Consider the following 25,793-nt stretch of genomic DNA (forward strand, 5'->3'; position numbering starts at 1 on the left):
ACACCTCGTGCCGATAGTCACTGCCCGGTCCGGGAAGATGAGCCGTTCTACTCAGGCCACGGAGATCGGGAATGCGGAAGGCTGTCGCGCATGAATGTGGGGATCACCGGAATAGCGCACGCCCTGCCGGCCCGTGAGGTACGCACCGAGGAACTCCAGGAACGGGTGGCGGCGGCCAGCGGCCTGCGCCTGCCACCACGCATGTTCGAGCAGGCCACCGGCATCCGGCGGCGCCGGGTGGTGGCCGACGGTGAGTACGCGTCCGGCCTGGCCGTGGACGCCGCCATGAAGGTGCTGGCCGACACCGGCCGCGACCCGCTCGACATCGACCTGCTGCTGTTCGCCAGCGCCACCCGGGACATGGTCGAACCGGCCACCGCGCACATCGTGCAGGCCGCCCTGGGCAGCCGCGCCCACGCCATGGACGTCACCAACGCCTGCAACAGCTTCCTCAACGGCATCGACCTGGCCCGTTCGATGATCCTGGCCGGCCGCTGCCGGCGGGCCCTCGTGGTGACCGGCGAGACACCCACCCGGTCGATGCGGCCCCGGGTGGACGACCTGGCCCAGGCCCGCAGCGCGTTCGCCGGCTACACGTTCGGCGACGCCGGCGCGGCCGTGCTGATCGAGCCGGTGCCGTCCGGCGGCATCCTCGACGTCGACGCCGAGACGCACTCCGAGCACTGGCCGGCCGGCGGCATCTTTGGCGGCGGCTCCCGGCACCCGCGCGGCGACGAGCACACGTACTTCACCGGCGACGGGCACCGGCTGCGCCGGATCTTCGAGGAGATCGGGTTCGGCCTGGTGGAGCGGGTCGCGCAGCGCACCGGGTTCGGCTGGGACGACTACGCCCGGGTGCTGGTCCATCAGGTCACGATGCCCTATCTGGACCGGTTCGCCGAGATCATCGGCGTGCCGCGGGACAAGCTCGAAATCACCGTCGGCGAGTTGGGCAACCTCGCCTCGGCCACCCTCGGCGTCCAGCTGGCCCGGGTGCGCCCGCACCTCGGGCCCGGCGACCGGGTGCTGCTGGTCGGCCTGGGCGGCGGCGTCAGCCTGATGACCATGGTCTGGGAGGTGTCGTGACCGTCCCGCTCTGGGTCGTCGTGCCGGCCTACAACGAGGCCGGGCGCCTCGGCGACACGCTGCGCGCGCTGGCCGCGCAGACCGACACCGACTTCACCCTGCTGGTGGTCGACAACGGCTCGACCGACGCGACCGCCGAGGTGGCCCGGCAGTTCCGCGGCCCGTTCCCGGTGCACGTGCTGATCGAACCGGAGAAGGGTGTCGGCTGCGCGGTGGACACCGGCTTCCGGCACGCCATCGCGCAGGGTGCGATCCACCTGGCCCGGACCGATGCCGACTGCCTGCCGGAGCCGGGCTGGGTGGCGGCGGCCCGCCGGGCGCTGGTCGAGGGCCGGGGACTGGCCTGCGGCCGGATCGTGGCGCGCCGGGACGAGCACGGCCCGGCCGGCCGGGCCGTCTTCCGCGCGCTGGTCGGCACCGCGGCCCTGTTCGGGCGCCTCCGCCCGGCGCACCACAACGGCGAATACCTGGCGCCGTACCGGATGCACGCCGGCAACAACATGGCGATCACCGCGGAGCTCTACGAGGCGTGCGGCGGCATGCCCCGGCGCCCCTCGCCCACCGACCGCACGTTCCTCAACCGGGTGCGCCGCACCAGCCCCGCGATCGTGCACAGCCGGCACATGGTGGTGGCCAACTCGACCCGGCGGATCAAGGCATACGGCGTGGTCGGCACCGCGAAGTGGTATCTCGACCGGGGCAGCGGCGGCCGGACGGCGGACCCGCGCTGATGCTCGCCGAACTGCTCGACTCCCTGCGCGAGGACGACGACCGTCCGGCGCTGGCCGGCGTGGCGACGAGGGGCGACCTGGCCCGCCTGGTCGGCGGCTACCACCGGGCGCTGCGCGAGGAGGGCCTCACCCCCGGTGACACGGTCGGCCTCGCGGTGCGGCCCGGCGCCCGGGCACTGGCGACACTGCTGGCCGCGTACCGGATGGGCTTGCGCATCGCCGTGCTGGACCCGACCGCCGGGCCCGACGTGCTCCTGGCCCGCTTGGCGCTGGCCGAGCCACGCCTGGTCCTCGCCGACGCGACCGCGCAGGCGGTGTCCGGCTGGCTGGCGCCGATCGCCCGCCGGGCCCATCTCGCGCTGCCCGATCTCGGCGCGATCGCGCCGGTACGCACGGTGGGCCACCGGCTTCCCGGCTCGGCGCCGGCTCTGCGACCCCACCAAGGTCAAATTCCGCGGCCGTACGCCGGAGACGGCGACGCGGTGATCGTGTTCACGTCCGGTACGACCAGCCGCCCGCGCGCGGTGGTGCACACCCGCCGCTCGCTGTCCGCCGGGATGCGTGCGGTGGCCGACCTGGTGCGCCCCGAACCGGGCCGTCCGGTGCTGGGCGGCACGTTCTTCGTGCTGCTGCCGTCGCTGGCCGCCGGCGCACCGGTGGCCCTGCCGTCCCGGCACCACCTGCCGAGACAGATCCGCAGCCGGCAACCGCAGGCCACCTACCTGACCCCACCGGCGCTGCGGCAGGCGCTGGCGGCGGGCACCCGTTTCACCGGCCGGGTCTACAGCGGTTCGGCTCCGGTCAGCGCCGAGTTGCTGTCCGCGGTGCGGCAGGCCGGCGCCCGCGAGGCCTGGGGCGTGTACGCGCTGACCGAGGTGTTCCCGGCCGCGGCGGTCGAGTCAACCGCGAAGTCCGCCTGGACCGGCGACGGCGACCTGGTGGGCGACCTGCTGCCCGGCGTCACCGCGCGGATCGACGACGACGGCCAGCTGCTGCTGGGCGGCCCCACGGCGGCCGATCGCTACCTGGGCGAGCCCCCGTTCGACGGGGTGCCGACGGGCGACCTGGCCCGCCTGGACAACCGCCGGGTGGTCCTGGGCGGCCGGCTGAAGGACATGATCCTGCGCCGCGCCGAGAACATCTACCCGGGCCTGTACGAGCCGTCCCTGCACGTCCCCGGCGTCGAGCTGGCCCTGCTGGTAGGCGTCCCGGCCGCCGACGGCGACGAACAGGTGGTGGCCGTCATCCAGCCGGCCACCGGCACGCCGGAGTCCACGCTTCGCGCCGCCCTGGACGCCCCACTGACCCGGATGGGCGCCGCCCGCCCGGACCGGGTCGTCTTCGCCCAGATCCCGCTGTCCGGCCGCTCCCGCAAACCCGACCGAGCCGCCACCGCCCGATTGGCGGCCGGGTCGTGAGCGGGGCGGCGCGGCGGCTCGACCGGCGTGTATATCTGGGCAGCCACCCGGTGCTGTTCGCGGTGCTGGCGGCTACCCGCGGGCGGGCCGTCCGGCGGATCGGCGGGACGCTGCTGGTGCATGGGCGGGATGCCTACACGGAAGCGCTCACCCGGATCCCGCTCGATCGCACGGCGCCCGGTACCACCGGCGGCGCGGCCGGGGAGCTGGCCGGGCCGGGGGCGCTGTTCGACCAGCAGGGCGACGAGCATCGCCGCACCCGCCGGGACACCGCCGCCCGGCTCGGCGCGGCCGGCGTCGAGAGCCTCCGTCCGATCTGGACGACCGTGGTCGACCGGCAGGTTGCCGCGCTCGTCGACGGCCGGCCGGTCGACCTGGTGCCGCTGGCCGCCGAGATGGCCGGCCGGACCGCGGCAGCCCTGCTGGACCTGGACGTCGACCCGATCAGACTGGCCACCGCCGCGCGCGAGGCAGGCGCCGCCGCGGCCCGCGCCCACCTGCCTGGCCCGGGGCGCCGCCGGTACCAGCGGCACGCCGCGGCGGCCACCGCCCGGCTGGTCGATCTGGTGGCGCCCGGCGGTGCCGGCCGCGGGCTCGCCGTCATGTTGACCATCGCGGCCGTCAACACCACCGTGGCCGCGCTGCCGCGGGCCGCGGCCTGGATGTGCCGCGACGGGCTGTGGGCGTACGGGAAAGATCCCGGGCTGGTCGATGAGCTGTTGCGCGTCACCGCGCCCACGCCGCTCCTGCCTCGCGTCGCCGCCGGCCCGGGTGACCTGGGTGGCTGCCCGGTGCGCGCCGGCGACCGGATGATGCTGATCGCGCGACACGCGGCCGATGCCCACCGCGCAGCCCCCAATCCGGAGTGTCCGGCCCCGGCGCAGGTAGCGAATCTTGTCTTCGGGGCGGGGCCGCACTTCTGCCCGGGTGCGCGGCTGGCCCGGGCCCAGCTCGGTGACCTGCTCGCGGCGCTGGCACCGCATCGGCCGGCCGTGCTCCGGGCGCGGGTGGACCGCCGGTCGGCGCTGCCGGGCTGGCGCGAACTGGTGGTGGCCGCCCGATGAAGATCGCCGTCACCGGGGCCAGCGGGTTCTGCGGCGGTGCGGTCGCCCGATTGGCGGCCGTACGCGGTGCCGACGTGATCTGCGTGGGCCGGCGACCCGGTCCGGTCGGGCGGCACGTGCCCTGGGACGCCACCCGCGACGTACCAGATCTGGCCGGCGCCGACGCCGTGCTGCACCTCGCCGCAGCGGTCGGCGATCCGGGACCGGGCCGGGCCGTCGAGGCCGCGTTCCGGCGGGTGAACGTGGACGGGACCTGGCGGCTGCTGGCGGCCGCGGCCGGACGGCCCGTGGTGTGGGTGAGCAGCGCGAGCGTCTACGAGCCGGGGCCCTATGCCCACCCATTGCGGGAGGACCACCCCGCGTCGGGACAGCGGAACGCGTACGGCAGAACAAAAGCGGAAGGTGAGCGACTGGCTCTCGCCGCCGGCGCGGTCGTGCTGCGGCCGCGGGCGGTCTACGGCGACGGCGACCCGCACCTGCTGCCACGGCTGCGCCGGACCGTCCGTGGTGGCCGGGCCTGGTTGCCCGGACCGGACGTGCCGCTGAGCCTGACCGCCGTGGACAACCTCGCCTCCGCCTGTCTCGCCGCGGTCGGCTGGCCGGCCGGCGCCTACAACATCGCCGACGGCGTGACCTACCGGCGGGACGCGGCGATCTCCGCGGTGCTGGGCGTGCCGGTGCGGCACGTGCCGATCGCGCTGGCGCGGGCCGCGGCCGTGGTGGCCGGGCCCGCACTCACGCGGTACGGGATCGACCAGGTCACCGACGGCATGGTGCTCGACATCGCCAAGGCCCGCGAGCAGGGCTGGCGGCCGGAGCGGACGCTCAGTTGGTTCTGACCACGCCGGAGCGGGCCACCGTGCTCGAGCGGGTCCCGTCCCGGTCGTGCTGGGTGAAGACGGCGTCCACCGAGAAGACGTAGTCGGTCGCGGGGTCGAGCCCGGTCACCGTGCCGGTCAGGTAGCCGCAGCCGGTGCCCGGGGTGAGCACGGTCCAGCCGACGTCGCGCTGATCGCCCAGCTGGAGATCCTGGGAGATGGCGGTGATCCGGTACTGGACCAGGCCGGTGCCGCCGGGGTTGTAGAAGGTCACCGCGGCGCTCGTGGTGCCCGGCTCGACCGAGGCCGCGTTCATCACGATCTCGCCCACCGGCGGGCAGCCACCGGTTCCGGTCGGCGTGGGCGCCGGCGAGGTGGTGGGCAGCGGCAGGTAGCCGGTGGGATACCCGGCGCGCGGCTTGAAGTTGCTGGCATCGCCCGGCGCGGCGGTGGCCTTCCCCTGGTCCACCAGCACCCACGAGTCGCCCGTGGCCTCATCGGCCTCGTCGGCGCCCGGCGCACCGCCGTCCTTGCCGCAGCCGCTCAGCAGCAGCGGCGTGAGCAGCAATGTTGCCAGCCATTGACGGCGCACGGCCCGCCTCCCCGATGTCGATCCGCTCGTTCTCCGGATCAGATCGGCCGGGCCGGTGAGTCGCTTAGCCCTCAGCTTTGGCGGTACAGCTCACGGGTGCGGCGGGCCAGGTCTTTGGTGGCCGCCGAGTTGACCCAGGAGCCCAGGACGATGGAGGCGCCGGGCACGATCTTGGCGAACATCCGCCGGGCCGCGTGCACGCCGGCCATCTGGGCCAGCTTGACGCCGAGCTTGACCATCCCGGCGATCGGGCGGCCGGTCGAGTCGGCGAACAGGCGGCTCGCGCGTTCCCGTCCGGCGGCCACCCCAAGGGCGACCCGGGCGGTTTCGGCCACCTTGTGCACCCGCTGGAGCACGAGCATTTCGGTGGCCCGCTCCGGGACGGTCGGGTCGGTGCCGTACGCGGCCGCCACATGCAGCACCATCCGGCTCTGGGTCCACGCCAGCACGCCCACGTCCAGCACGGCGCCGGGCAGGCCGGTGGCACCGGCGACCGCTCCGGATATCCGGGCCAGCGTGGTGAAGCGCTTGACGACCAGGTCGGCCAGCGCCTCCGGTGTCGCGTCCGGCCGCTCGGCGCGGGCCTGTTCGGCCCAGGCAGCCGCTTCCGGGCCGAGCCGGCGTACGGCTTCGAGCGCGAGGTGCTCGGGCGCGTACTGCGGGTCGGCCCGCATGCGCGACCACAGCGTGCTGGGTGGCGCGTCGGTTTCGGCGATCTCTTCCAATGAGTCAGTCACCAGATCGCTCCGCGGGGGGAAGGGAAAGATCCTGCCGCCATTGTGCCGTGCACATGCACGTGCACGCGAGGGTCGATGATCGTTTGTTTCTGTGCTGAGATCTCCAGGCCGGAATGAACGCCGGCAATACCTTGTTACAAGCGGTTACCCGCTCTTCTGCACAGGAGGTCCTGGACGTGCTCGACCCCACCGAGCTCTACGAGCTGGCCGACGACCTGCCGGCCCTGGACCAGCCGGTGCTCGTCCAGGCGCTCACCGGGTTTGTCGACGCCGGCAGCGCCATCCAGCTGTTCCGCGAGAACGTCCTGGAACACCTCGACAGCCGGGTGGTCGCGACCTTCGATCTCGACCAGCTCCTGGACTACCGTTCCCGCCGTCCCCCGATGATATTCGTCGAGGACCACTGGGAGAGCTACGAGGCGCCCAGCCTGGCCCTGCACCTGGTCAAGGACCAGCTCGGCGCGGAGTTCCTGATGCTCGCCGGCCCCGAGCCCGACCTGCAGTGGGAACGGTTCATCGCGGCCCTCACGGCCCTCATCGAGCGGTTCGGGGTCAAACTCACGATCGGCCTCAACGCGATCCCGATGGCCGTTCCGCACACCCGCCCGGTCAGCGTCACCGCACACGCCACCGACCAGAGCCTGCTGGGCGAGCACGAGAGCTGGTTGCAGCGGGTCCAGGTCCCGGCGAGTGTGGGCAATCTGCTGGAGTTCCGGCTGGGTGAGAAAGGTCACGCCGCAATGGGGTACGCGGCACACGTCCCGCACTACCTGGCGCAGACCAACTACCCGGCGGCCACCGAGCTGCTGATCGATTCGGTCTCGGCCGGCACCGGCCTGGCCCTGCCCACCGGCGAACTCCGCCAGCAGGCAAGGCTGGTCCGCGAGGACGTCGACAAGCAGATCGCCGAGGACGAGCAGGCCGGCCGCCTGGTGGCGTCCCTGGAGGCGCAGTACGACGCCTTCATCCGCGGTCGCGAGGCCAACCTGCTGGCCGACCGCAGCGAGTCGCTGCCGACGGCCGACGAGCTGGGTGCCGAGCTGGAACGCTTCCTGGCCGAACAGACCCGCGACGAGTAGTTACCCCGCCACCTCAGCAGGGTGTGTAGTCCCAGTTGCCGTCGCAGTGCGTCTCCGATTTACCGGCGGCGGGCCTCGGCGACCGTCCGGCGGGCGTCACGCCAGGCGATCCAGGCGGTTCGCAGCCGGGGCGACGTGACGCCGGTCCGGCCCTGCCGGCGGGCGGCGAGCTGGGCGATCAGCCAGGCCGGGGCGTCGGCCTGTTCGACGGCCTCGGACTTGGTGAGCAGTTCGCCGGTGCGCAGCGCGTGCCGGCCGCGGGCCATCGAGGTGAGGCCCAGGTCGGCGATCACCGGGCCGATCCAGATCCACGGCCGTCGCGCGGCCCACGACCAGTAGCCGGTGAGCTCGGCCCGGGCTGCCGCGCGGATGTCGTCGTCCGAGACCCGCGGGAACACGGCGCGCGGCGGGCGGCCGAAGACCTCGTAGCCGTGCCGGGCCAGCTCGGCCCGAGTGATGCCGGAGAGGATGCGCTGCACCAACTGCCCGTGCGTCCACGTCGGATGCTGCCGTCCGGTGTCGGAGACGGTCGCGGCGTCGACGTAGACACAGCCGAGGTTGAGGCCGGTGTCCAGCTTGTCGTGGATCGCCACAAGCGCCGCCTGGCGTCCGGCGCTGACCGGCCCGTCGGTGAGTGCGACCAGGTCGAGGTCGCTGACCCCCGGCACGTAGTCACCGGTCGCGAGCGACCCGGCCACCATCAGATCGGTGACCCAGCCCAGCCCGCGCAGCTCACCGGCGAACTCCCAAACCACCTCAGGCGTCGTCCCCACGCCCGCAGTCTAGGGCGTACGCATCCATGATTTTCTATTTTTACGCCGGTCGCCGGATGGCCTGCCACTGGGTGATGGCAATGGAATGGCCGTCCGGATCACTGAAGGTGGCGGCCCAGAGCTCGAGTTTGTCGCCGCGGTTGACGGCGCGCGGCGCGTGCACGAACCGGATTCCCGCCGACGTCAGCTGCTGATACACCGCCTCCACGTCGCCCACCTCGAGGTTCAGGTAGATCTGGCGCCCGGGACGGCCGGCCACGTCGGGAACCTGGCGCAGCACCAGGCGCGTGTCGCCGGAGGCCAGCACCGCGCTGCTGTCCCCGGCGGTGATGGAGACGAAGCCGAGCAGGTCACGGTAGAAGGTGATCGAGCGGGCCAGATCGGTGACCAGCACGGTGATGCCGACGCCGTGCTGGGCACCGGCCGGACCGGGACGGGCGCTGGGGTAGGAGGTGATCAGATCGTCCGGCGCGGCCAGCAGGGTGCGGGCGACCTCGGCGACGTCCGCAGTGTCGTTGCGGGCGAACCATGCGAGCCGGGTCTGCGCCGCGAGGACCTCGGCGGGATCCGCCGACCGGAGCCAGGAGCCGAGCACCTTGACCGCACCGGCGCGGACCTCGGGATAGCGGCTGCCGAGGCTGACTCGCAGGTCCTCGGGGAGGTGGTCGGACGTCACGGTGACGTTCCGCGGAGCGCGGGCCAGAAAGATCTTTCCCTCGCCCCGGCTGCGCGAGTATTGCGGGCTCTGGTTGGCGCCGGCGGCTCGCAGCGCGTCCTCGGCGTAGAAGTACGCATCCTCGACCGTGATGAGGCCGTCCTTGTCGGTGTCGGCGGCACCGCTGCGGATGCCGTCGGCCAGCGCCCCGGTGAACACGGAGCGCACCGGCTGCCGGTCCGGCGGCAGGTCGGTCTCGTAGGAGTATTCGCTGGCGCGGGAGGCGGCCAGCAGGTCGACGCCGCGGCCGGAACCGATGAGCCGGCGTTCCAGGTCGAGGTCGGTGGCGGCCTTGATGCCGGGGAACGAGCCGCTGTGACAGCAGTCCAGGATCAGGATCCGCCGGCCGGCGTCGCATTCCTCGAGGCGGTCGCGCAGCCAGGACGCCTCGACAGCGGTGTAGCTGAGCCCGCCGCGCATGGTGTCCGCGGTGGCGAAGTACAGGTCGCCGCGCGGGTTCAGCAGGCCGTGGCAGGACAGGTAGAGCAGGACGGTGTCGCGCGGCCGGCGGTCGGCGAGGAACTCCCCGATCGCATGCCTGACCTCGTGATGGAGCTTGTCCCGCACCGCGCTGACGGCGAACCCGCCGATCCCCGGGTCGCCGAGGACCTCCGCCATGTCGGCGCTGTCCTGAGCGGGTGCACGCAGGTCGGCCAGGTCCGGATCGGCGTACCCGGTGGTGGCCACGATCAACGCGTCCCGCGGCCCGGCCGGCAGGTCAGGAGCGCGGAGCAGCATGCCGCGCCAGCCAGATGTCGAGCAGTTCCTGCTGCTGCGCCGCGGTGACACAGGTGAGCTCGATGCTGTCGCCGTCGATGCTGATCTTGACGCTGCGGTTGCTGCGGCCGGCCCACTCCCTGATCTTCACGACCGCGGTGGTCACGGCCACCACACCCAGCTTGACGACCAGCGACTCGATCAGCCCCGCGCCCTTGCTGCCCGCAGGTGCGGTGCCGCCGGAAACCCGGTCGGCGGCGTCGATGTCCAGGTCGAGCAGGGCGGCCCGCAACTGCTCGGTCAGGCGCTGCCGCTCGCGGAGGTCATCGCCGTCGCCGGGTTGCACCGCAACGATCAGATCGGTGTCGGCCATGAAGTCCTCTCTGGTGCTGCGAAACGGGGCTCGAAGGACCACATTAGAACGGCCGGAAATCCTCGAACGCCGGCTCGAACGACGGGTCCGGGAGCCGGACGGCTCGGCATCGGCGGACCACCTCGGCCGCGTCGTCCCCTCCGAGGTTCTTGAGCGATCCGGTCGCGAAGGCCTCCGGGACCTCCGTGAACCCCATGTTCCGCTCGTAATATCGCACCGCGGCTCGGACCGAGGGATGGTAGTCGTCGTCAAGAAGGATCAGACCGCCCGGCTTGACGATCTTGCGAAGGAAGTACAGATCGACGAAGACCTCGTGGAACCGGTGGCTGCCGTCGACGAAGGCCGCATCGGCCACCACCCCGTCCATGACGAGTTGGGCGAGCGCCAGCGACGACGGAGCGGTGACGAGATCGACAATGGAGTCCAGCCCGGCGGAACACAGCAGGTCCCACCCGACGTTGTTGTACGCCTGCTGCTGGAACGGGTCGATCACCAGGTGGCGGGCATCCGGTGCGCCGACGGCCAGCAGAGCCTCGCCGATGGCGAGGGCGGAACTCCCGTAGGCGAGCCCGATCTCCACGACCGTCTGCACCTTTTCGGCAATCAGGAGATCACGAACGAGATCGCAGTCGCGTTCGGGCAGGGTCACGGTCGGAAAGTCGAGGTCGGGCCCGCGCGTCCACACCGGGCCGTCCTTGGCAAGCCGGCTGCGCACATCTTGAACTCGCATCCTGCGTTCGTCCGCCACCCGACCAGTGTTTCAGAGCGGCCGAAATGACCGTTGTCCACGCCCACCGGGCCAGGCGCCAACACACCGACCGGCCCGGCACACGACACTCCCTGACGTTGGTCAGTCGCAGGAGTAAAGGCCAGGTTGGACCGGCCCACGAGGTTCATCGACGCCTTGCCGTACCCGGGCGGGATGATGAACGTCGCGTCGACGACGCCGTGGTACGTCCCCGGCACGCAGCGGTCCGCGGCCTGGGCGCTGACCGACACGGTGGTCCGCCTGGAGTCGAAGCCGATTCCGCCGGTTCGCACGTCGTCCCGGAACAGCTTCACCGTGACATCGATCCGCGTGATCGGTGAGGTGCACCAGCCCATGCCGTCGTAGGTGACCACCCCCAAGCCAGCGAGCCTCCGCAACTCGGGGTTGTTCGCACCGTCGGCATAGCAGGTGATGACTTCGGGCCGGGGCGGGACGAATGTGGTCCGGTCGCCCGCGCCTGTTCCGGCCGCGGTGCGCCGGAAGGTGACGACCTGGGTGGTGTCGCCACCGGTGGGAGCCGCGCCTTCCGGCGCGGAACTGGCTGTCGCGTCCGGATGAAGCCTGCGAATGATCAAGGCGCCGACCAGCGGCTCGCAAAGTAGATCCGAGTGGCTTCGGCCCCTGCCGTCCGGACCTACTCTGCGAATTTCCGACGCCAGGTCGGGGACTATGCGCCGTTCGACCGTGCTTCGGCGCGGTGCCGCGCTGCTGAGATCAGATGCTCCGCCGCCGCGAGGACGACCTTGTCATGCGCGTCTTGGTCGCTCAAAATCGCCAGCTTGATCTTGTCTTCCCGGCCGGTCGACCAGCGGTTGACGTCAACGCGCTCCCAGCACTCCAGGACGACAGCGGTCTCATCCTTGTTGCGTGTCGTCTCGACGTGGAACTGGTCGTCCATGCTTCCGATGATCGACATCGTGCTGCCCTTCGACATGCGGCTTCAACTGTTTGAACGCCGCTCCTACCTCTATATCGGTCAGAAGCGGATCCAGTGGGCGAACGACCGACATCGGGCGCGAGACCGGACGGCGAGTCCGGAACTGCAGCCGCTTGGTTTGGCCGTGTCCGGCGCCGACGCTGGGTCAGCAGTCGACGCCGGATCGCCATCGTGCTACTTCTTCTTGGTCTTGCGGATCAGGCCGTTGAGCCGCTGGAAGAGCTTCTCGATGCGGTCGAGGGTGGCGGCGTCGAGATCGGGCAGGGACGCTTGTTCGCGCAGGTAGGTGCGGGCGGGCTTGTAGTGGTTGAACTTGCCGCCGGCGATCTTCTTCTTCTGGAAGTAAGCCTCGATCTGGCGGACGATGCGCGGATCCCGTGCGTTGAGGTCGGCGGCGGTGATCGGCGTGGGCAGCTCGCTGGCGTAAGCGCGGTTGACGAGCTCGATGTAGAAGTCGCGGTCGAAGAGGTCCTCGATGTCGGCGTCCGCGGTGCCGGTGAACTCCTTGATCTCGATCAGGCCGTTCTTGGCGAGCTGGTCGTTGGCGCGAAGCTGCTGGACGGCCTGGACGTCCTTGGTGCTGGAGTCGACCAGGACCGCGACGTTGATCTTGTTGGCGCCGAGCAAGGCGGCGAACGTTGAGAGCTTGCCGGCTCCGCCGATAGGAGTGACTACCCAGCGCTGGTCGAGGCCGGTCCGGCGGGCGGCTTCGGCCGCGTCGTTGAAGATGTCCAGGTAGATCATGTCGCTGGGGCCTTCGACGAGCAGGGTGTCGTCGGCGACGAACAAGGTCTGGGTCATTTCGATGCCCATGGCGGCCAGCAGCGGGAAGGCCGTGTCGGTGTCGGCCTTGAAGATCTCCTCGGAGACCTTGGTGCCGCCGTCGAGGTGGTCGATGACCGTGCGGACCCGCTCGAAGTGCTTGGGCGAGACCATGAACGGCGAGTGCGTCGTGTAGATGACCTGGTGCTTTGTGGCCAGCCGTTCGTCGATGAGCGTGAGGAGGTCTTCCTGTGCGCGGCCGTGCAGGGACAGGCCCGGCTCGTCGAGCAGCAGGATGAGGTCGCCGTCGGTGTTCTCCTCGACCTTGTTGAAATAGGCGAGGAAGCTGAAGAACCAGACGAAGCCTCGCGAGCGGTCGTCGAACGGGACCGTGACGCCGTGCCGTCGGTTGCGGACGCGGACCTGCAGGATCGGGCCGACGTTCAGCGGGGCGAGCGCGCCGACCTCGGGCTGCAGGACCTTGAGGTCGACCTCCAGGTCGGTGTTCTGCGACCAGTACTCGAAAACCTCCTCGGTGATGGCGTTGCTGGCGTTCTCCAGCTCACGGATAAGTCGCTCGTGGTTGTCAGCGACGTTGAACTCTTCCAGGCTGACGCCTGCCAGGTCGAGGAGGCTGATCAGCGCCTTCTCGCCGCGCTGGAGGGTGTCGTTCTTCTCGCGGGCGATGAGGTCGGGGATCGACACCTTGCCGGGCATGATGTCGTAGTCACCGAAGTAGACGAAGTGCGGCATGAGCGGTGCCGCATACTCGTCGATCAAGTAAAGCCTGACGTTCCGGTCGCGCCATCCGCGGATGCGTTCTGCCGCCGCTGTTGCGCCCGAGGTCGGCTCCTCGAGCTCCTCGACTGCGGTCAACAGCTGCGCGAGCGTCTTGGCCTTGGCGACTCCACCGCCGACGGAGACCGGCAGGTCAAACCCCGAACGGAGGTGGTTGGCAATCGCCACCTCGTTGACCTGGTGGGTGTAGTAGCGGTCTCCCTTGTAGGGGATGCTGAGAACGAACTCTCGGCTGGCCAGCGCCCCGCGGCCGAGGTCGTCCTCGATCTGCTTGACCTCGTTGTCGTCGTAGCGGAACGTCGCCTCGACGACCGGGATGCGGGAGTCACCCAGCTCCCGGCGCTTGCGGCCCATGTTCGCCGGGAAATCGACGACCTTGTCGAGCGGCTTCTTCTCGATCGGCTTCAGGCGGAAAAGGGCCTGCAGGATGTTGGTCTTGCCGGACTCGTTCTTGCCAACCAGGCATGTGACGTCCTCCTCGACACGGAACTCCTCGGAGTCCGCGATCGAGCGATAGTAGGTCACCTTTGCCTTGATGAACTTCAATGGATCTCCATCCATAGGGAGAGACCCACGAGCGCTGGAGCTGGGCAGGCAAAGATCACACCTTAGCGGAGTAGCTGACGCCAAGGCGTGAGTTCGGGGTATGGTCCTGACACCACATCAAGGAGTTGACCCCGGATGCCGTCGCCCGCGCGCGAGGCGCCCGGGGTCCTTCTGTTTGCAGTGGACATCGTAACGGAACGTACCGACATCTTGCGTCGATGTTTCGGCGTGGTTCGCACAAGTGTTCCGATGCCCCAGCTCAACAGGCAACCGCAGCCGATCGACGATCGTCTCATCTTGCAGTCCGCTGGGATCGAAGTAGCAGCAGGTCACTGTCGATCGTGGCATCAATCAGGTAATGGCTGGATCCGTCCTGATCGACGGATGCGTCTCGATCAGCTTCCTGAGAAAGGTGTCCCGACCGGCGGAATTTTTCGCGGCGGCGTCGAGGTAGTCGGATTTCCTGGCCGTCGGTCTGACGTAGACGGCTGCATCCAGGGTCATTTCCTGCCTGTCGATGTCGTTGAAGGTGCGGGTTTCGGCGCTGGCTTCGACGGTGCCGACAAACTCTTCCATTTTGCGTGACCAGTCGCGGGCGAGGACGGAGCCGACGTGGCGGTGGTAGAGGATGACGCGTCCGCCGCGGCGGTTGCGGGCGAACCAGCGTGCGCTGCGGTGGTGGCGGTCGAGGCTGTGCTGGTTGGGTTTGGTGATGGTCGGGTTGCCGAAGCCGGGCAGGGTGCGGTAGGTGGTTGGCGGCAGGGTGGGTGGTCGCCAGCAGTCGTCGTCGATCCAGTGGGCGATCGAGTCCTTGGTGACTTTGGGCCGGTAGTCGGGTTGGCCGAGACGGCGGCCGATTTCGGCGGCGAAGCGGCGTTGCCCGTCGGGGTCGCCGGCGGCTTGTCGGCGCCAGTGCAGTGAGCCGACGAGCGCGGCGATCTTGACGGCTTCGGGGTAGGTCGCGGCGAACAGTCGTGAGGTGCTGAACGTGGTCTGTTCGGTGCCGGGTGGGATGAGCGCGTCGACTCGGATCCGCCAGGCGTGCCGGGCGTCGAGGTCCGTGATCGGGTCGGGTTGTTGGTCCCAGCGGTGGCCGCAGATGAGGAAACCGGTGAGGACGGCGTCGTAGGTGGCGGCGGGGCCGAGGCGGTTCAGCAGGCGCAGGTGGGCGCGTTGCGCGGCGACGATCTCGGGTAGCTGGTCGAGGATCGGGTAGGGCTGGTCGGTCAGGTCGGGTGGACCGATCCAGATGCGATGGCGGGTGCAGACGTAGCGGTGATGCGGAAAGAGCTGCCGGACGGTGCCGCCGGGGTGGCGTCCGGTGCAGCGGGGGCATCCGTGTTGGGGTTCGTGGCGGAAGGCGAGCCAGTCGGGTTCGGGGTGGCGGATCTCGATAAGGGCGCGAGCCAGCCGGGTGTGCGGGATGCCGGTGACGGCGGCGAGCCGGTCGGCGGCGATCACCATGGTGGTGCTGGCCGGTTGGCGGGGGCGGCTGACCTGTCGCCAGAGCTCGGAGAATGGGATGCCATGCAGGTTGGCGAGCCTCGCGATGTAGGAGGTGGCGGTTTCGTGGTGGGCGGGCGCGACCACGATCGGCAAGCGAGCGTGCATCAGGCCGTCGCGGCGGCGGTTTTGGCGGTCGGGCGTTTGCGTTGGCGAGATGCGGTTGGCCGGGCGGCTCTCTCGGCGGCGAAGTCGACGGGGACCAGGTCGAGCAGGTCGCGGGTGATCTGTTCGGTGCCGTCCTCGATGGCCAGGATCGCCGCGCCGCGGATGAGCTGGGACAGGCTGCCGATCATGCCGCTGCTGCGGCGGTAGAGATATTCGTCCAGCGCGCCCAGGGAGCCGGAGACGTGCTGGTGCAGGCGTAGCGTGGCTTCGAGGGTGGCGATCAGGGACCGCCAGGCGGTGCGCTGCTCGATGGTGCCGTAGGCGAACGGGGTGGACACGATCACAGTGAACCGGCCGGCGATCTGCCGGCCGCGGACCCCGGCGAACAACCCTTCGCCTTCGACGTCGATGCCCGAGTAGACAAACGTGGCCGGCAACCGCTCCGCGAAATATTTCAGCTGGTCAGACACCTCAGCACCAGCCCGGGTGGCCAGATTCAGGTTGTGAATCTCGTCCACCAGCACCAGCTCGACGGCCGTGTTGGCGGCGGTCGCGCAGACCGCGTTGACGATGTCGGGCATGTTGGCCCGGGCGGAGAAATCCAGGCCGTAGAAGCGGGCGAACTCGACGGCGAGCATCTTCGCGGTCGCGGCCGGCGGGACGGTGACGTAGGCGACCGGGAGCCGGTGCTGGCTGCCGGGGTGCCGTCGGCGGACGGCGCGTTCGTGGGTGCGGCCGAGCTGCATTAGCGCGGTGGTCTTGCCGGTGCCCGAAGCTCCGGAAAGGATCAGGCCGCGCCTGGCGGAGACCTGCCGCCGGTTGAGCTGGACCAGCAGCCGGCCGGTGCCGAGCAGTTGCCGGATGGTCGGTGTATGCACCAGCGGCAGTTCGGCGTGGTAATCGCGGCGGGCTTCGTCGTGCGCGGCCCGCTGCCGCTGATCAAGCGCGAGGAGTTGCTTGGCGGTGAGCATGGTGGGTGGTTCGGGCTGGTAGTCGACGAACCGGCGCCAGCCTTCCTTGGTCGTCGGCGGGTCGTCCGGCGTGATCGCATCGTTGGGAACGGCGTTCATATCCACCTTTCTGCCTCGGCGTCGGCGTCGAAGATCCCGAAGGGGATGACTTCGGCGTCCGGCTCGGTGACCTCCTCGGCGACCGGACCGGGGTCGGGCTCGGGCAGCGGCGGCCGGTGGGCGGCCTGGCTGGCCCGTGTGCGGGCGGTGATCCGGGCGCCGGCCTTGTCCGGCCCGTGTTCGGCGCGGGTGAGCAGTTCGTCGAGGACTCGGGCGATTTCGGCCTCGGTCGCTCCGGCGCCGGCCAGACGGCGGGCGTGGCGCCAGGTGAAGTCGGCGAACGGCGCGGACACCATCGGCAGGTAGATCCACGGGACGGTGATCCAGCCGTCCCGAGTGCGCAGGTGGACCTGGGAGACGTCGTAGGGATCGACGTGCACCTCCCAGCGGTTGCCTTTGGCAACGATCCCGGAGCGATCATTCCGGTAGGGGCCGAGCGCGGCGTCGTTGTAGGTGCGGTTGTTGATCGTGATGCCCGCGTCGGTGATCCGCCGCCACTCCACCGGCAGTAGCTCCAGATAGTCCTCGCCGGACAGGGTCAGCGGCAGATAGCCGGCCGCGGCGACCAGCGCGGCGTACTTCTCATTCGGCGTCAGCACCCGCCGGGGCTGATACGGATCCCGCAAATCGTCGTGCGGTCGGTGCTGCCAGCAGATCAGCCACTCGTCGAGCAGGTCCTGCAACTCGCCGATGGTCCACTCCCCGGTCACGTCACGGCCGCGCATGGTCGGGTTCCCGCCGGTGTAACCGGCGACGTGCTGCGCGAACAAGGTCTTTACTGAGGCGTTGGTGGCCTCGACGACACCCTTGTCCGTCGGGGTTCCCGGCCGGCAAGCTTGCACCGAGATGCCGAGCCGGTCGCAGGCCCGAATGAAGGTCTCCGACACGAAGACCCGGCCGTGGTCGATGACGATCTGGTCCGGGACGATGACCGGCCGGGCCGCGGCCTCCCGCATCCGGGTGTCGATGTCGACCAGCCGTGCATAAGGCATCCGCGACGCGGACAGCCGCAGCGCATCGGCCCACCCCGGCCGCATCGGCTCCGGGACGAGCATCTTGGCCAGCAGCAACGCGGCGTCGACGGCCTTAGTGCCGACCGGGCGCAGCACCCCGGCGCAGATCGTGCGCGTGGCGACATCGACGGCGATCGTCATATCCGCGCGGACTGGGAGGCCGTCGTCGAGGATCACCATCACGTCGATCGGGGTGGAGTCGATCTGGACCTGCTCACCCGGCCGGGACGCGAACGTCGGCGTGAACACGCCGGACGGCCGGTTGGCCATCTGCCGGCGCGTCACCGCGGAGCCGAAGGTGTGCTTGCCCTGCGACAGCCGGTCCACCAGCTCGTAGAACGCGGTCCGTCCCGGCAGCGGCACGACTCCGGGCCCGTGGATCTGCTCGACCCGCTTGACCACCCGGCGGATCAACCGCGACCGGGTGCCGGTCGACGCGTCCGTCTGCTCGGCGATGATCTCCCGAGCCGCCTCGACCAGCCGGGCGTCGGCGCGGCCGGTTCCGTCGAACGCTCGCGCCGCGCGCTGGTCGACCAGGCCCCACAGCCCTTGCGTGGCGTAGCGGGCTCGCCGGCCCTGGATGTTGCGGACGCTGATGCCCAGCTCAGCGGCCTTCGTCGCGTCCCGCTCGTTGAGCGTGGTCAGGGCCGGGTCGTATTCGGGCTTCGGTGTTGTGCCTTCTGGTGCCCCTGTTGGCAGGCCGGTCTCGACCTCCACGACGTGATGTTCCCACCGCTTTGCGGCGGCGAGCACGTCCTCGGGCAACGCGTCCAACAGCCCGAACTGGTCGATCAAGGGTGCGGGCGCCGCGTCGAGGACCGCGAAGTCCGGCGAGGCGATCAAGTGTCCCGCCAGCACGAGTTGTTCGGCGCCGGAGCCGGACCGCAACCGGACCGCCGTGCCGGACAGGCCCACCACCTGGTGCTCGTCATTGTCGAAACTCACCCGGTCTCCCGGGCGCAGTACCGGCCAGCCCGCCATCAGCCGGTCACCTCCTCGGTCATCACGACCGTGTCTGGGTGCAGCGGCATGGACAGGTCAGCACGTAATTCATGTCGCCAGAGCAGGTGGAACAGCACCGGAAGCACCGAGATCGGGTCACCTGCTGCCTCTGCCCCGGCCATCAGGCCGCCGGGCTGGTTGAACACCTGACGCAACACGGCTGCGACGGCCGGAAGGTCGTGTCGCGGATGCCGGTAGCCGGAAAGCCAGCGGATATTGCGGGTGCTGGTCGGCTCCGGCGCCCCAGACACGCGGTATCCCCAGCCGAGTTGCTCACAGGCCAGACGGGTGGCAGCGAACGCTGCCGCGTCTCGCGGCATGATCCGCTCGGCCGGCCGGCAGTCGACCACGACAGCGCCGCCGGCGGCGAGCCGAGCGAAGTAGTCCGGTGCGTGCGACCGGACCTTGCCCTGATCGTTGGTCCAGAAGAGCCAGAACGGCTGGGACGCCACCGCGACCACGGCCGGATCGAAATCCAGCAGCATCAGGTGATCGCGTTCCAGCCACGACTCGTAGCCGACATGGCAGCCCATCGTCGCGGTCCACCAACGCCCCGGCATGTGCTTCTGCCCCTTGTACTGGGGAAACCGTCGCGCTGGCCGGCTCCACTCGAACCGGGTCTGTCCAGCATCGCGCAATGCGATCCGGCGATCGGTGCCGTCCTCGGCGATATAGCCCACCTCGAACCCGCCCTCGGGGCCGCCTACTGCGCCGCCGGGAAGCAACCGCAACCCGCCCGGCTCAGCCATGCCCGGTCCCAGCAGGAGTTCGTGCGGGGCCACCCGCCCGCAGGCCAAGCCGGCTCTCGATCGCGCGGGCCGCTGTCTGGCTGCGGCGAAAGTCGTAGCGTATCCAGCGGTTCCGGCCGTCCTGGCGTACCAGGGTCACCACCAAGTGCACGTGGTCGGCGGCGTGGCGGACTGCGACCCAGCGGACAGCAGCCGGATCCCCCACCGGAGCCAGCCCGACACCGTCCAGGAAGTCGGCCGCGACCTGCCCCCACTGCGCATCCGTCAACACCGGATCCTCGGCGTGGTTGTGCAGCGAGCAATGCCACACCGGCTTGCGCGGCGGATTGTTGCCGGCAAGGACGGGCTGCTCCAGCAGGCCAGCCAGCTGCGCGACCGACCACACGCCGTTGCTTTTCTGCGGCTGGAGGTCACATATACCTCGTACCGTTGCTGCCTCCCACGCCCCGACCAGCCGTTGATCGTGGTGCTCGCCGTCGTCACCAGGCCCGAACAGGTAACGCAGCGCGTCACCGACGTTCGCGCTGCGAGGCCGCACGCGGGGGATCACGATGATGCCCGTTTCAACAGCGCGTGCAGCCGCTCAGCGATCGCGTCAAGGCGCCCGACCAGCACCACGCCGGCACCGCCCAAGCCCAGGTCCTGCCCGCCGGGCGGCACCTGCACCGCTTGGATCAGGGCCGACCGGGCGGCGAACACCTCACGCTGAACCGCCGCCAGCTCCGCCCGCGTCGCACCAGCACTGCTATCGGCCACGACGGCCCTGGCCGCCGAGACCGCTGCGACCCCGGCGTACGCGGTCGGTTTCAACCCGGCACGCGCGGCAGCCGCCCTGATGTCGTTCCACTCTTCGCTCGTCAACCGCACGTGCACCCGGTACGGCCGACCAGACGTACGCGGCCGGTTCCGGGCGACCGGCCGCACCGCTTCCACATCCATCGACGAATCGACAGTCATGCCACGGCATCTTCCGCTTCATCGACGCCGATCATGCGCTACCAACTCGGCACGTAAGAGTGAACTCGCAAGGTAACCCGGACGGCTCGCAAGATCACTCGCAAGGTAACCCGGACACTCGCAAGGTTCGCGCGGACGGGACACTGGCGAGTGAGCCTCCGAGGTTGGGGAATGTCGTACCCGTCGATTAGAATGTGTGTACTAAAAAGGCCCGTGACCTGCGAGGAGATCAACGTGAACGCGCCTGTTTTGTCCACTGTGCCGGTTTCCAACTCGCCCGTGCCCGTGATCCCGCCGTATGCGACCATGCTCGGCTTCACCCGCTACGTGACCCGCACCGGCCCGGCCAAGGCGACGTTCGTCGGTGGCCTGCGCCGCGCCCGTGAGCGCCGGTCCGGTTTCAACCCCCATGGCCAGCTGGTCAAGGCACTGAAGGCCGACATCGCCTTCCGCACCGGCGGGAGCTACCTGGCCTCGGTGACCGATCTGGTCAAGGATCGCTGGAAGCCGCTTTACGACGCCGTCAGCGCCGGCGCCCTGACCTACCTGGCCTCCCTCGGCGATCCCGACCAGCTCAGCCTCGCCCAGACCCACGACGCGCTGGTCACCGTGGGCCCGCTCGCCTTGAAGATCAACCCCCACTTCGGACTGCGGTACGAGGATGGCCGTCGCGAAGCCGTGCGGTTGCACTTCGACGAGGCCCCGCCGACCCCCGAGGCCGTCACCGCCACGCTCCACCTGATGGCCGCCCACATCGACCAGATCCTGCCCAACGCCACCCCGGTCCTGGTCGACCTGCGCCGGGGCACCACACACCAGATAGATCCGTCCGTCAAACCCGCCGACATCGAGGCCTGGCTCGCGGGCGAGGCAGCCGCCTTCACCGCGATGTGGGCCACCACCGCAACCGCCTGACCGTGATCGCCACCTGACCGCGATCGCCACCTGACCCGCGGCCGCCCCGGTCCGCCGCCCGCGTCACCCCGGGGCGGCCGCGCCTACCCCTTGCACCACCGCCCGGCACCCTGCACCGCCGCCCGGCACCCTGCACCACCGCCCGGCACCCTGCACCACCGTCCGGCACCCTGCACCACCGTCCGGCAGGCAGATCCGCTGCCCAGCGGCCTGCACCGCCGCCCCGGCGGGCCGGACCGCCGGGTAGCTGCCGTGGTCGGGCCGCACCAGCGGCGGGTCAGGGTGCCGGGTTCACGCCATGATCGGCTGGGGTGGGCGGCGAGAAGCCCAACTGACGGGCGCTCTCGTGTTGGTGGGCCAGCATGCGCAGGGCGCTGAACAGGGCTTCGCCCAGGACCGTGCCCAGCACCACCAGCTCCATCTGGGCGGCGGGGTCGGGGCGGGCCAGGACCGAGCGCACCTCCATGGCCGCCACCTGCACGGCTGCGTCCGCGTACCCCTCAAGGTTGTGAAAGAACTCGGCGACACCCAGGCGGTCGCCGGCGGAGAGAGCGTCGGCGACCAGGTCGATCACGTCGGAGTCGGGGTGCACCAGCCAGCCTCGGGCCTCGACCAGGGCAACGACGCGCTCGCGGGCGGCCGGCCACTCGGGAGACTCGCGGCCGGGGCGGTGGCGGGGGGCGATCGCGTACTGGGCTTCGCCGAGCAGGTCGAGCGGGTCCCTGCCGTCCGCGGACAGGGCGTCGATCACCTCGCGCGCGCCGGCCACCGACACCCGGCCCACGTCGATCAGGGCGCGGATCAGCTTCAGGCGGCGTACGTGCTCCTCGGTGTAGTCGGCCTGGTTTGCGGCGGTCGCGACACCCGGCGCCAGCAGGCCCTCGCGCAGGTAGTACTTGATCGTCGGGATCGGCACCCCGCTGCGCCGGCTCAGTTCTCCCACTCGCACCTTGCGATCACCGCCCTTCCGATGGATAGTGTAACTATCTGAAGCGGATAGCACCGCTATCCAAACCGTAGGAGGGTTCCGATGGCGAAGGTCGTTCCGGGCTACTTCACCGCCGAGCTGGAAGGGGACTTCGTGGTCTTCCTGATCGGCATGCGCGTCAACAAGTGGTGGAAGCTGCACAAATGGCTGCCGGTGGCGGCCGCGATGGGGCCGATGCTGCGCGAACTGAGCAAACAGCCCGACCTGGGCCTGCTGCACTTCACCTCGTGGATCGGCCCCGGCGGCCCGATGATCGTGCAGTACTGGCGCAGCGTCGAGCAGCTGGAGGCGTTCGCCAAAGACCCGAATTTGACCCATCGCCCGGCCTGGAAGCGCTGGAACCAGCGCATCGGCAACAGCGGCGACGTGGGCATCTGGCACGAAACTTTCGTGGTCCGCGAGGGGACGTTCGAGGCGCTCTACGGCAACATGCCCACCTTCGGTCTCGCCGCCGCCGGCACCCCGGCCTCCCTGCGCCGCGCCACCCGGACGGCCGCCGACCGCCGAGCCACCAACGCGGCCGCACAATAGGCGCATGACCCCGCGACGCGTCCAGGTCCCCGGCGGCCGCTTCGGCGGCAAATACCTTCCCGGCGACCTGGTCTACGTCGGGCGGCCGGCGCCCTACCTGCAGGGCAGCCCGTTCCAGAACCGCCACCCGCTCCGCGGCTGCCGCACCTGCCAGGCCGGCCACGACCGCGCGAGTTCGGTGGCCGCCTTCACCCGCGACCTGGCAGCCGACCCCGACCTGATGTCAGCGGTCCGCCGCGACCTGGTGGGCCGCGACCTGGCCTGCTGGTGCCCGCCCGACGAACCGTGCCACGCCGACATCCTGCTGCTGGTCGCCGCTGGCGTGGATCCGCTGGACGCCCTGCACGAACTCGGCGTCGAGGAGACCTGAGCAGCATTGCCCGGCGGGAACCGGCCCGTGGTTTCGGAGTCAGCGAGGCACCCTGGCGTCATCATCGGCTGCCGCACCGTGGCCACCATCCTGACAAGTGGACGATCATTCCCTGACCTGGCATTGGACCGTCGCACGAAGGCCGCATATCGGGCATTTAGCGGACGGGTCGATGGATCTTGTCGAATCACCGTTTCACCGGAACACGCAGTCCACAAGATCTCTGAAAGTGGGACGGGGCCGGCCAGCGCAAGGGCCGGACAACAGCCCTTGGAGTGGCCGACGTCGGCGCCACCCGGTGTCGATCACCGGCCCTGGCGGGCAGAAGCGGATTGGCAAAAGTCGGGCGCAGCGCAATCGGCATCGCCAGGGTGGCCAACGCCGGATCTTGACTCCCCCACCACCGGAACCGGTAGCGGAACTGCCAACATCGGCGGCGACCCTTTGGCACCAACACCACCGAACTCTGCGTGGATCCGGGGCTTGCTGGTGTCAAACCACCGATCGCGTGGCGGACTCGCACTGTCGTCGATGGAGCGACTTCGTCAGACCCCGGTGCGGGGCCGGGGCGGCGCGGGGCCTGGGTGGCGCGGGGGTCAGGCCGTCATGGCGATCGTCAAGGCGCCGGCCGCCACCAGGACGCCGGCCCAGAGTTTGTCCATGTTGAACCACGCTCGGCGCAGGATGTTGACGCCGACGAATTCGTAGACCAGCAGGGCACACAACGCCATCGCGGCCAGCATCGCCACCGTGTGGACGCCGGCCGCGGCCAGCCCGGGCAGCGCCGAACCGGCCGCGGGCAGGGCGTGGTTGCCGTGGGTGGGCATCGGCGCCGTGGCCAGGACCGGCAGCAGCATCAGGCCCGCCCCGTGCGCCGAGGACATCAGGAACGACCAGCCGGCCAGTTGCATGCTCGACAGGCGCATGCCTGCCCACCGGAAATGCCGCTCGGACAGCAACCGCCACAGACCGAACCCCACCAGCAGCACCCCGCCGGCGATGCCGACCACGTTCGCCGCCACCACCGACTGCGTCGCGGAGACCACCGCCGCCACGATCGCGACCGAAGCCAGGTGGCCGGCCGCGATCGGGGGCAGGGAGGTTAGCAGCGTGCGCCGGGAGCGTTCCTGCATGCCGCGGGCCACCGCGAACAGCCAGCCCATCGCCGGGTTCAGGCCGTGGAACGCGCCCAGCGCGATCAGCGCGGCCCAGGAGCCAACGGTCACGGGAAGCAGTACGAGTCGGAGCTGGCGTCGCCGCCCTGCAGTCGGGTCTGGTGGACACGGCGGCCGCGGAACTCGTCGCCGTGCGGGAAGAAGCGCGGGTCCAGGTCCATGCCGCCGTTCTCCGCGTCGACGTCTATCTTGGCCAGCCAGGCGCCGACGCCGTCGGGGTAGAACTGGTCGTCCCACGAGCCGTACAGCGAGTTTGTGACGTACACCCGCTTGCCGTCTCGGGACACCTCGACCATCTGGGGGCCGCCCGCCAGCCGCTCGTCGGGGAACGACGGGTGCGCCGCGCGGCCGACGATGCCGCCCAGCCGGATCGAGCCCGTGGCCACCGGCTGGAACGGGTCGCTCACGTCGTACTGCTTCAGCTCGCCGGTCCCCCAGCAGGACACGTACAGGTATTTGTCGTCGACCGACAGGTCGATGTCGGACACCAGGGGCGGCACCGCGCCGAACGGCTTGAGGGCCGGCGGCAGGTCGGCCGGGTCGGCCGGCTCGGCGGGGATGTCGATGACCTTGCTGATCGTGAACTCGCCGGCCTCGCGGTGCCACAGCCAGACCGACGCGGACAGGTCCTCCACGCTGATCACCACGCCGACGAAGCCGTACTCCTTGGTGGGGTCGTGGGCGGGGCGCAGCTCGAGCGGCATCTGGTATTGGTCGCCCAGGTCCACGGACTGGACCAGGGTGCGTTTCGCCAGGTCCCAGAAGTGCACCCGGTGGCCGTACTTGCGGCCGAGCAGGAGTTCGGGGTTGATCCCGTCCTCGATCATCTCGGGGGTGCCCCACTCGGAGCTGACCAGCACGTCCCGGGTGAGGTGCCACCAGAAGTCGTACGCCAGGAACTGGTCGCCGCGGTCGGCCTCCCACTGGCCGCGCACGTCGAACGTGGTGTGGTCGAGCACCGCGATGCCGCCGGGGCCGCTGCCCCCGCTGCCGGCGCCCAGGGCCGAGACGTAGATGCCGTCGGGGCCGCAGTGGATCGTGTGCGGCCGGGAGTAGTTGGCCTTGGCCGCGAGTTCCTCGGCCGGTATCTCCTTGACGACCCGCGGGTTGCGCGGGTCGTCCTTGGTGTCCAGCACGTAGATCCGCGAGGAGCGCAGGCCGGGCACGATCAGGTAGCGGCGCTCGACGTGCGGATGGGGCGCGGTCGGGCACAGCGCGCTACTGCACGCGTTCCACCCGAAGTGGTGCAGCTCGTCGCCGGTGTTCGGCAAGTCGGTCCAGCCGACCACGCGGCCGTAGGTGTCGGAGGCGGGATCGGTGTCGATCACCGCGATGGCGTCGGGTTGTTCCGCGGCACGGTCGAAGGCGGCCACGTACGCCAGCTGTTCAGCCGGTGCGCCCGCCGCGTCGCGCGGTGAGGGATAGAACGTCGGGTCAGGAGTCCACCGGGTCATGCAGGTCATCCTCACCCTGCCGGGCCTGGTTGACCAGGGTTAC

Annotated in this window: 27 protein-coding genes; 9 read left to right on the forward strand and 18 right to left on the reverse strand. The window is 70.3% G+C overall.

The window, feature by feature from the left end:
* Window positions 1–90 precede the first annotated feature (90 nt).
* Genes Ari01nite_RS01310 through Ari01nite_RS01330 form a run of 5 tightly spaced genes read left to right on the forward strand, consistent with a single transcriptional unit; the run spans window position 91 to window position 5,138 of the window.
* On the forward strand, window positions 91–1,086 hold the full coding sequence (locus tag Ari01nite_RS01310) for a 3-oxoacyl-ACP synthase III family protein (RefSeq protein ID WP_203778549.1): 996 nt from the start codon (window positions 91–93) through the stop codon (window positions 1,084–1,086).
* Window positions 1,083–1,817: a glycosyltransferase family 2 protein gene (locus tag Ari01nite_RS01315; RefSeq protein WP_203778551.1), complete on the forward strand. Its 735-nt coding sequence runs from the start codon at window positions 1,083–1,085 to the stop codon at window positions 1,815–1,817. Before Ari01nite_RS01310 ends, Ari01nite_RS01315 begins: the two co-directional genes overlap by 4 nt.
* Window positions 1,817–3,235 carry a class I adenylate-forming enzyme family protein gene (locus Ari01nite_RS01320; protein ID WP_203778553.1) on the forward strand — a complete coding sequence of 473 codons (1,419 nt, stop codon included), beginning with the start codon at window positions 1,817–1,819 and terminating at the stop codon, window positions 3,233–3,235. The genes Ari01nite_RS01315 and Ari01nite_RS01320 overlap by 1 nt, the downstream gene beginning before the upstream one ends.
* Window positions 3,232–4,299, forward strand: a complete 1,068-nt coding sequence (locus tag Ari01nite_RS01325) for a cytochrome P450 (protein ID WP_203778555.1) — start codon at window positions 3,232–3,234, stop codon at window positions 4,297–4,299. Before Ari01nite_RS01320 ends, Ari01nite_RS01325 begins: the two co-directional genes overlap by 4 nt.
* The gene (locus tag Ari01nite_RS01330; protein WP_203778557.1) at window positions 4,296–5,138 is read left to right on the forward strand and encodes an NAD-dependent epimerase/dehydratase family protein; all 843 of its coding nucleotides are present in this window, start codon (window positions 4,296–4,298) and stop codon (window positions 5,136–5,138) included. Before Ari01nite_RS01325 ends, Ari01nite_RS01330 begins: the two co-directional genes overlap by 4 nt.
* Here the strand turns inward: Ari01nite_RS01330 and Ari01nite_RS01335 are convergent.
* Window positions 5,125–5,709 (reverse strand): hypothetical protein, encoded by a 585-nt coding sequence (locus Ari01nite_RS01335; RefSeq protein WP_203778559.1) that lies wholly within the window; start codon window positions 5,707–5,709, stop codon window positions 5,125–5,127. The two genes, Ari01nite_RS01330 and Ari01nite_RS01335, sit on opposite strands and share 14 nt — an antisense overlap.
* Window positions 5,710–5,780: 71 nt before the next feature.
* Window positions 5,781–6,446, reverse strand: coding sequence for an EcsC family protein (locus Ari01nite_RS01340; RefSeq protein ID WP_239162390.1), 666 nt, complete (start codon window positions 6,444–6,446; stop codon window positions 5,781–5,783).
* Between the two features lie 176 nt (window positions 6,447–6,622).
* On the opposite strand from Ari01nite_RS01340, the gene Ari01nite_RS01345 reads away from it, so the two are divergent.
* Window positions 6,623–7,525, forward strand: coding sequence for a proteasome assembly chaperone family protein (locus Ari01nite_RS01345; protein ID WP_203778561.1), 903 nt, complete (start codon window positions 6,623–6,625; stop codon window positions 7,523–7,525).
* A 59-nt stretch (window positions 7,526–7,584) separates the two neighbouring features.
* Here Ari01nite_RS01345 and Ari01nite_RS01350 read toward each other — a convergent pair whose 3' ends face one another.
* The 13 genes from Ari01nite_RS01350 to Ari01nite_RS01410 all read right to left on the reverse strand — a co-directional run bounded on the left by Ari01nite_RS01350 (window position 7,585) and on the right by Ari01nite_RS01410 (window position 20,299).
* Complete coding sequence (locus Ari01nite_RS01350; RefSeq protein WP_275410814.1) at window positions 7,585–8,298, reverse strand: nucleotidyltransferase domain-containing protein; 714 nt, start codon at window positions 8,296–8,298, stop codon at window positions 7,585–7,587.
* Between the two features lie 40 nt (window positions 8,299–8,338).
* Window positions 8,339–9,751: a caspase, EACC1-associated type gene (locus Ari01nite_RS01355; RefSeq protein WP_203778569.1), complete on the reverse strand. Its 1,413-nt coding sequence runs from the start codon at window positions 9,749–9,751 to the stop codon at window positions 8,339–8,341.
* Window positions 9,732–10,103 (reverse strand): hypothetical protein, encoded by a 372-nt coding sequence (locus tag Ari01nite_RS01360; RefSeq protein WP_203778571.1) that lies wholly within the window; start codon window positions 10,101–10,103, stop codon window positions 9,732–9,734. Before Ari01nite_RS01360 ends, Ari01nite_RS01355 begins: the two co-directional genes overlap by 20 nt.
* Window positions 10,104–10,146: 43 nt before the next feature.
* Window positions 10,147–10,788 carry a class I SAM-dependent methyltransferase gene (locus tag Ari01nite_RS01365; protein WP_203778573.1) on the reverse strand — a complete coding sequence of 214 codons (642 nt, stop codon included), beginning with the start codon at window positions 10,786–10,788 and terminating at the stop codon, window positions 10,147–10,149.
* Window positions 10,749–11,447: a hypothetical protein gene (locus Ari01nite_RS01370; protein ID WP_203778574.1), complete on the reverse strand. Its 699-nt coding sequence runs from the start codon at window positions 11,445–11,447 to the stop codon at window positions 10,749–10,751. The genes Ari01nite_RS01365 and Ari01nite_RS01370 overlap by 40 nt, the downstream gene beginning before the upstream one ends.
* A gap of 92 nt (window positions 11,448–11,539) precedes the next feature.
* The gene (locus tag Ari01nite_RS01375; protein WP_203778576.1) at window positions 11,540–11,770 is read right to left on the reverse strand and encodes a hypothetical protein; all 231 of its coding nucleotides are present in this window, start codon (window positions 11,768–11,770) and stop codon (window positions 11,540–11,542) included.
* Between the two features lie 213 nt (window positions 11,771–11,983).
* Window positions 11,984–13,915 carry an AAA family ATPase gene (locus tag Ari01nite_RS01380; RefSeq protein WP_203778583.1) on the reverse strand — a complete coding sequence of 644 codons (1,932 nt, stop codon included), beginning with the start codon at window positions 13,913–13,915 and terminating at the stop codon, window positions 11,984–11,986.
* Between the two features lie 351 nt (window positions 13,916–14,266).
* A complete protein-coding gene (locus tag Ari01nite_RS01385) occupies window positions 14,267–15,505 on the reverse strand; it encodes a TniQ family protein (protein WP_239162401.1) in 1,239 nt (412 codons plus the stop codon).
* A 20-nt stretch (window positions 15,506–15,525) separates the two neighbouring features.
* Entirely contained in the window at window positions 15,526–16,596 is a 1,071-nt protein-coding gene (locus Ari01nite_RS01390) for a TniB family NTP-binding protein (RefSeq protein WP_203778591.1), read from the reverse strand.
* Complete coding sequence (locus Ari01nite_RS01395) at window positions 16,593–18,554, reverse strand: TnsB C-terminal domain-containing protein (RefSeq protein WP_239162391.1); 1,962 nt, start codon at window positions 18,552–18,554, stop codon at window positions 16,593–16,595. The genes Ari01nite_RS01390 and Ari01nite_RS01395 overlap by 4 nt, the downstream gene beginning before the upstream one ends.
* 35 nt (window positions 18,555–18,589) lie before the next feature.
* Window positions 18,590–19,360, reverse strand: a complete 771-nt coding sequence (locus tag Ari01nite_RS01400; protein ID WP_239162392.1) for a TnsA-like heteromeric transposase endonuclease subunit — start codon at window positions 19,358–19,360, stop codon at window positions 18,590–18,592.
* A complete protein-coding gene (locus Ari01nite_RS01405; protein WP_203778596.1) occupies window positions 19,353–19,910 on the reverse strand; it encodes a relaxase/mobilization nuclease domain-containing protein in 558 nt (185 codons plus the stop codon). The genes Ari01nite_RS01400 and Ari01nite_RS01405 overlap by 8 nt, the downstream gene beginning before the upstream one ends.
* A complete protein-coding gene (locus tag Ari01nite_RS01410; RefSeq protein WP_203778598.1) occupies window positions 19,907–20,299 on the reverse strand; it encodes a hypothetical protein in 393 nt (130 codons plus the stop codon). Before Ari01nite_RS01410 ends, Ari01nite_RS01405 begins: the two co-directional genes overlap by 4 nt.
* Before the next feature lie 276 nt (window positions 20,300–20,575).
* On the opposite strand from Ari01nite_RS01410, the gene Ari01nite_RS01415 reads away from it, so the two are divergent.
* Window positions 20,576–21,232, forward strand: a complete 657-nt coding sequence (locus tag Ari01nite_RS01415) for a hypothetical protein (RefSeq protein WP_203778693.1) — start codon at window positions 20,576–20,578, stop codon at window positions 21,230–21,232.
* 277 nt (window positions 21,233–21,509) lie between these two features.
* On the opposite strand, the gene Ari01nite_RS01420 is transcribed toward Ari01nite_RS01415, so the two are convergent.
* A complete protein-coding gene (locus Ari01nite_RS01420; protein WP_203778599.1) occupies window positions 21,510–22,175 on the reverse strand; it encodes a MerR family transcriptional regulator in 666 nt (221 codons plus the stop codon).
* 87 nt (window positions 22,176–22,262) lie between these two features.
* On the opposite strand from Ari01nite_RS01420, the gene Ari01nite_RS01425 reads away from it, so the two are divergent.
* Together Ari01nite_RS01425 and Ari01nite_RS01430 are read left to right on the forward strand one after the other, a co-directional pair.
* A complete protein-coding gene (locus Ari01nite_RS01425) occupies window positions 22,263–22,751 on the forward strand; it encodes a DUF4188 domain-containing protein (protein ID WP_203778601.1) in 489 nt (162 codons plus the stop codon).
* A 4-nt stretch (window positions 22,752–22,755) separates the two neighbouring features.
* Window positions 22,756–23,121, forward strand: a complete 366-nt coding sequence (locus Ari01nite_RS01430) for a DUF4326 domain-containing protein (RefSeq protein WP_203778603.1) — start codon at window positions 22,756–22,758, stop codon at window positions 23,119–23,121.
* A gap of 596 nt (window positions 23,122–23,717) precedes the next feature.
* Here the strand turns inward: Ari01nite_RS01430 and Ari01nite_RS01435 are convergent.
* Window positions 23,718–24,347, reverse strand: coding sequence for a hypothetical protein (locus Ari01nite_RS01435; protein ID WP_203778605.1), 630 nt, complete (start codon window positions 24,345–24,347; stop codon window positions 23,718–23,720).
* Window positions 24,344–25,750 (reverse strand): selenium-binding protein SBP56-related protein, encoded by a 1,407-nt coding sequence (locus Ari01nite_RS01440; protein WP_203778607.1) that lies wholly within the window; start codon window positions 25,748–25,750, stop codon window positions 24,344–24,346. Before Ari01nite_RS01440 ends, Ari01nite_RS01435 begins: the two co-directional genes overlap by 4 nt.
* Window positions 25,751–25,793: the final 43 nt, after the last annotated feature.

Origin of the sequence: Paractinoplanes rishiriensis (assembly GCF_016862375.1) — a bacterium.
Classification (GTDB): Bacteria; Actinomycetota; Actinomycetes; order Mycobacteriales; family Micromonosporaceae; genus Actinoplanes; species Actinoplanes rishiriensis.

Coding starts and splice junctions, on each gene's coding strand:
- Ari01nite_RS01320 (WP_203778553.1), top strand. CDS start 1,817: ATGCTCGCCGAACTGCTCGACTCCCTGCGCGAGGACGACGACCGTCCG.
- Ari01nite_RS01330 (WP_203778557.1), top strand. CDS start 4,296: ATGAAGATCGCCGTCACCGGGGCCAGCGGGTTCTGCGGCGGTGCGGTC.
- Ari01nite_RS01430 (WP_203778603.1), top strand. CDS start 22,756: ATGACCCCGCGACGCGTCCAGGTCCCCGGCGGCCGCTTCGGCGGCAAA.
- Ari01nite_RS01400 (WP_239162392.1), bottom strand. CDS start 19,360: ATGGCTGAGCCGGGCGGGTTGCGGTTGCTTCCCGGCGGCGCAGTAGGC.
- Ari01nite_RS01355 (WP_203778569.1), bottom strand. CDS start 9,751: ATGCTGCTCCGCGCTCCTGACCTGCCGGCCGGGCCGCGGGACGCGTTG.
- Ari01nite_RS01390 (WP_203778591.1), bottom strand. CDS start 16,596: ATGAACGCCGTTCCCAACGATGCGATCACGCCGGACGACCCGCCGACG.
- Ari01nite_RS01310 (WP_203778549.1), top strand. CDS start 91: ATGAATGTGGGGATCACCGGAATAGCGCACGCCCTGCCGGCCCGTGAG.
- Ari01nite_RS01375 (WP_203778576.1), bottom strand. CDS start 11,770: ATGGACGACCAGTTCCACGTCGAGACGACACGCAACAAGGATGAGACC.
- Ari01nite_RS01440 (WP_203778607.1), bottom strand. CDS start 25,750: ATGACCCGGTGGACTCCTGACCCGACGTTCTATCCCTCACCGCGCGAC.
- Ari01nite_RS01360 (WP_203778571.1), bottom strand. CDS start 10,103: ATGGCCGACACCGATCTGATCGTTGCGGTGCAACCCGGCGACGGCGAT.
- Ari01nite_RS01410 (WP_203778598.1), bottom strand. CDS start 20,299: ATGGATGTGGAAGCGGTGCGGCCGGTCGCCCGGAACCGGCCGCGTACG.
- Ari01nite_RS01425 (WP_203778601.1), top strand. CDS start 22,263: ATGGCGAAGGTCGTTCCGGGCTACTTCACCGCCGAGCTGGAAGGGGAC.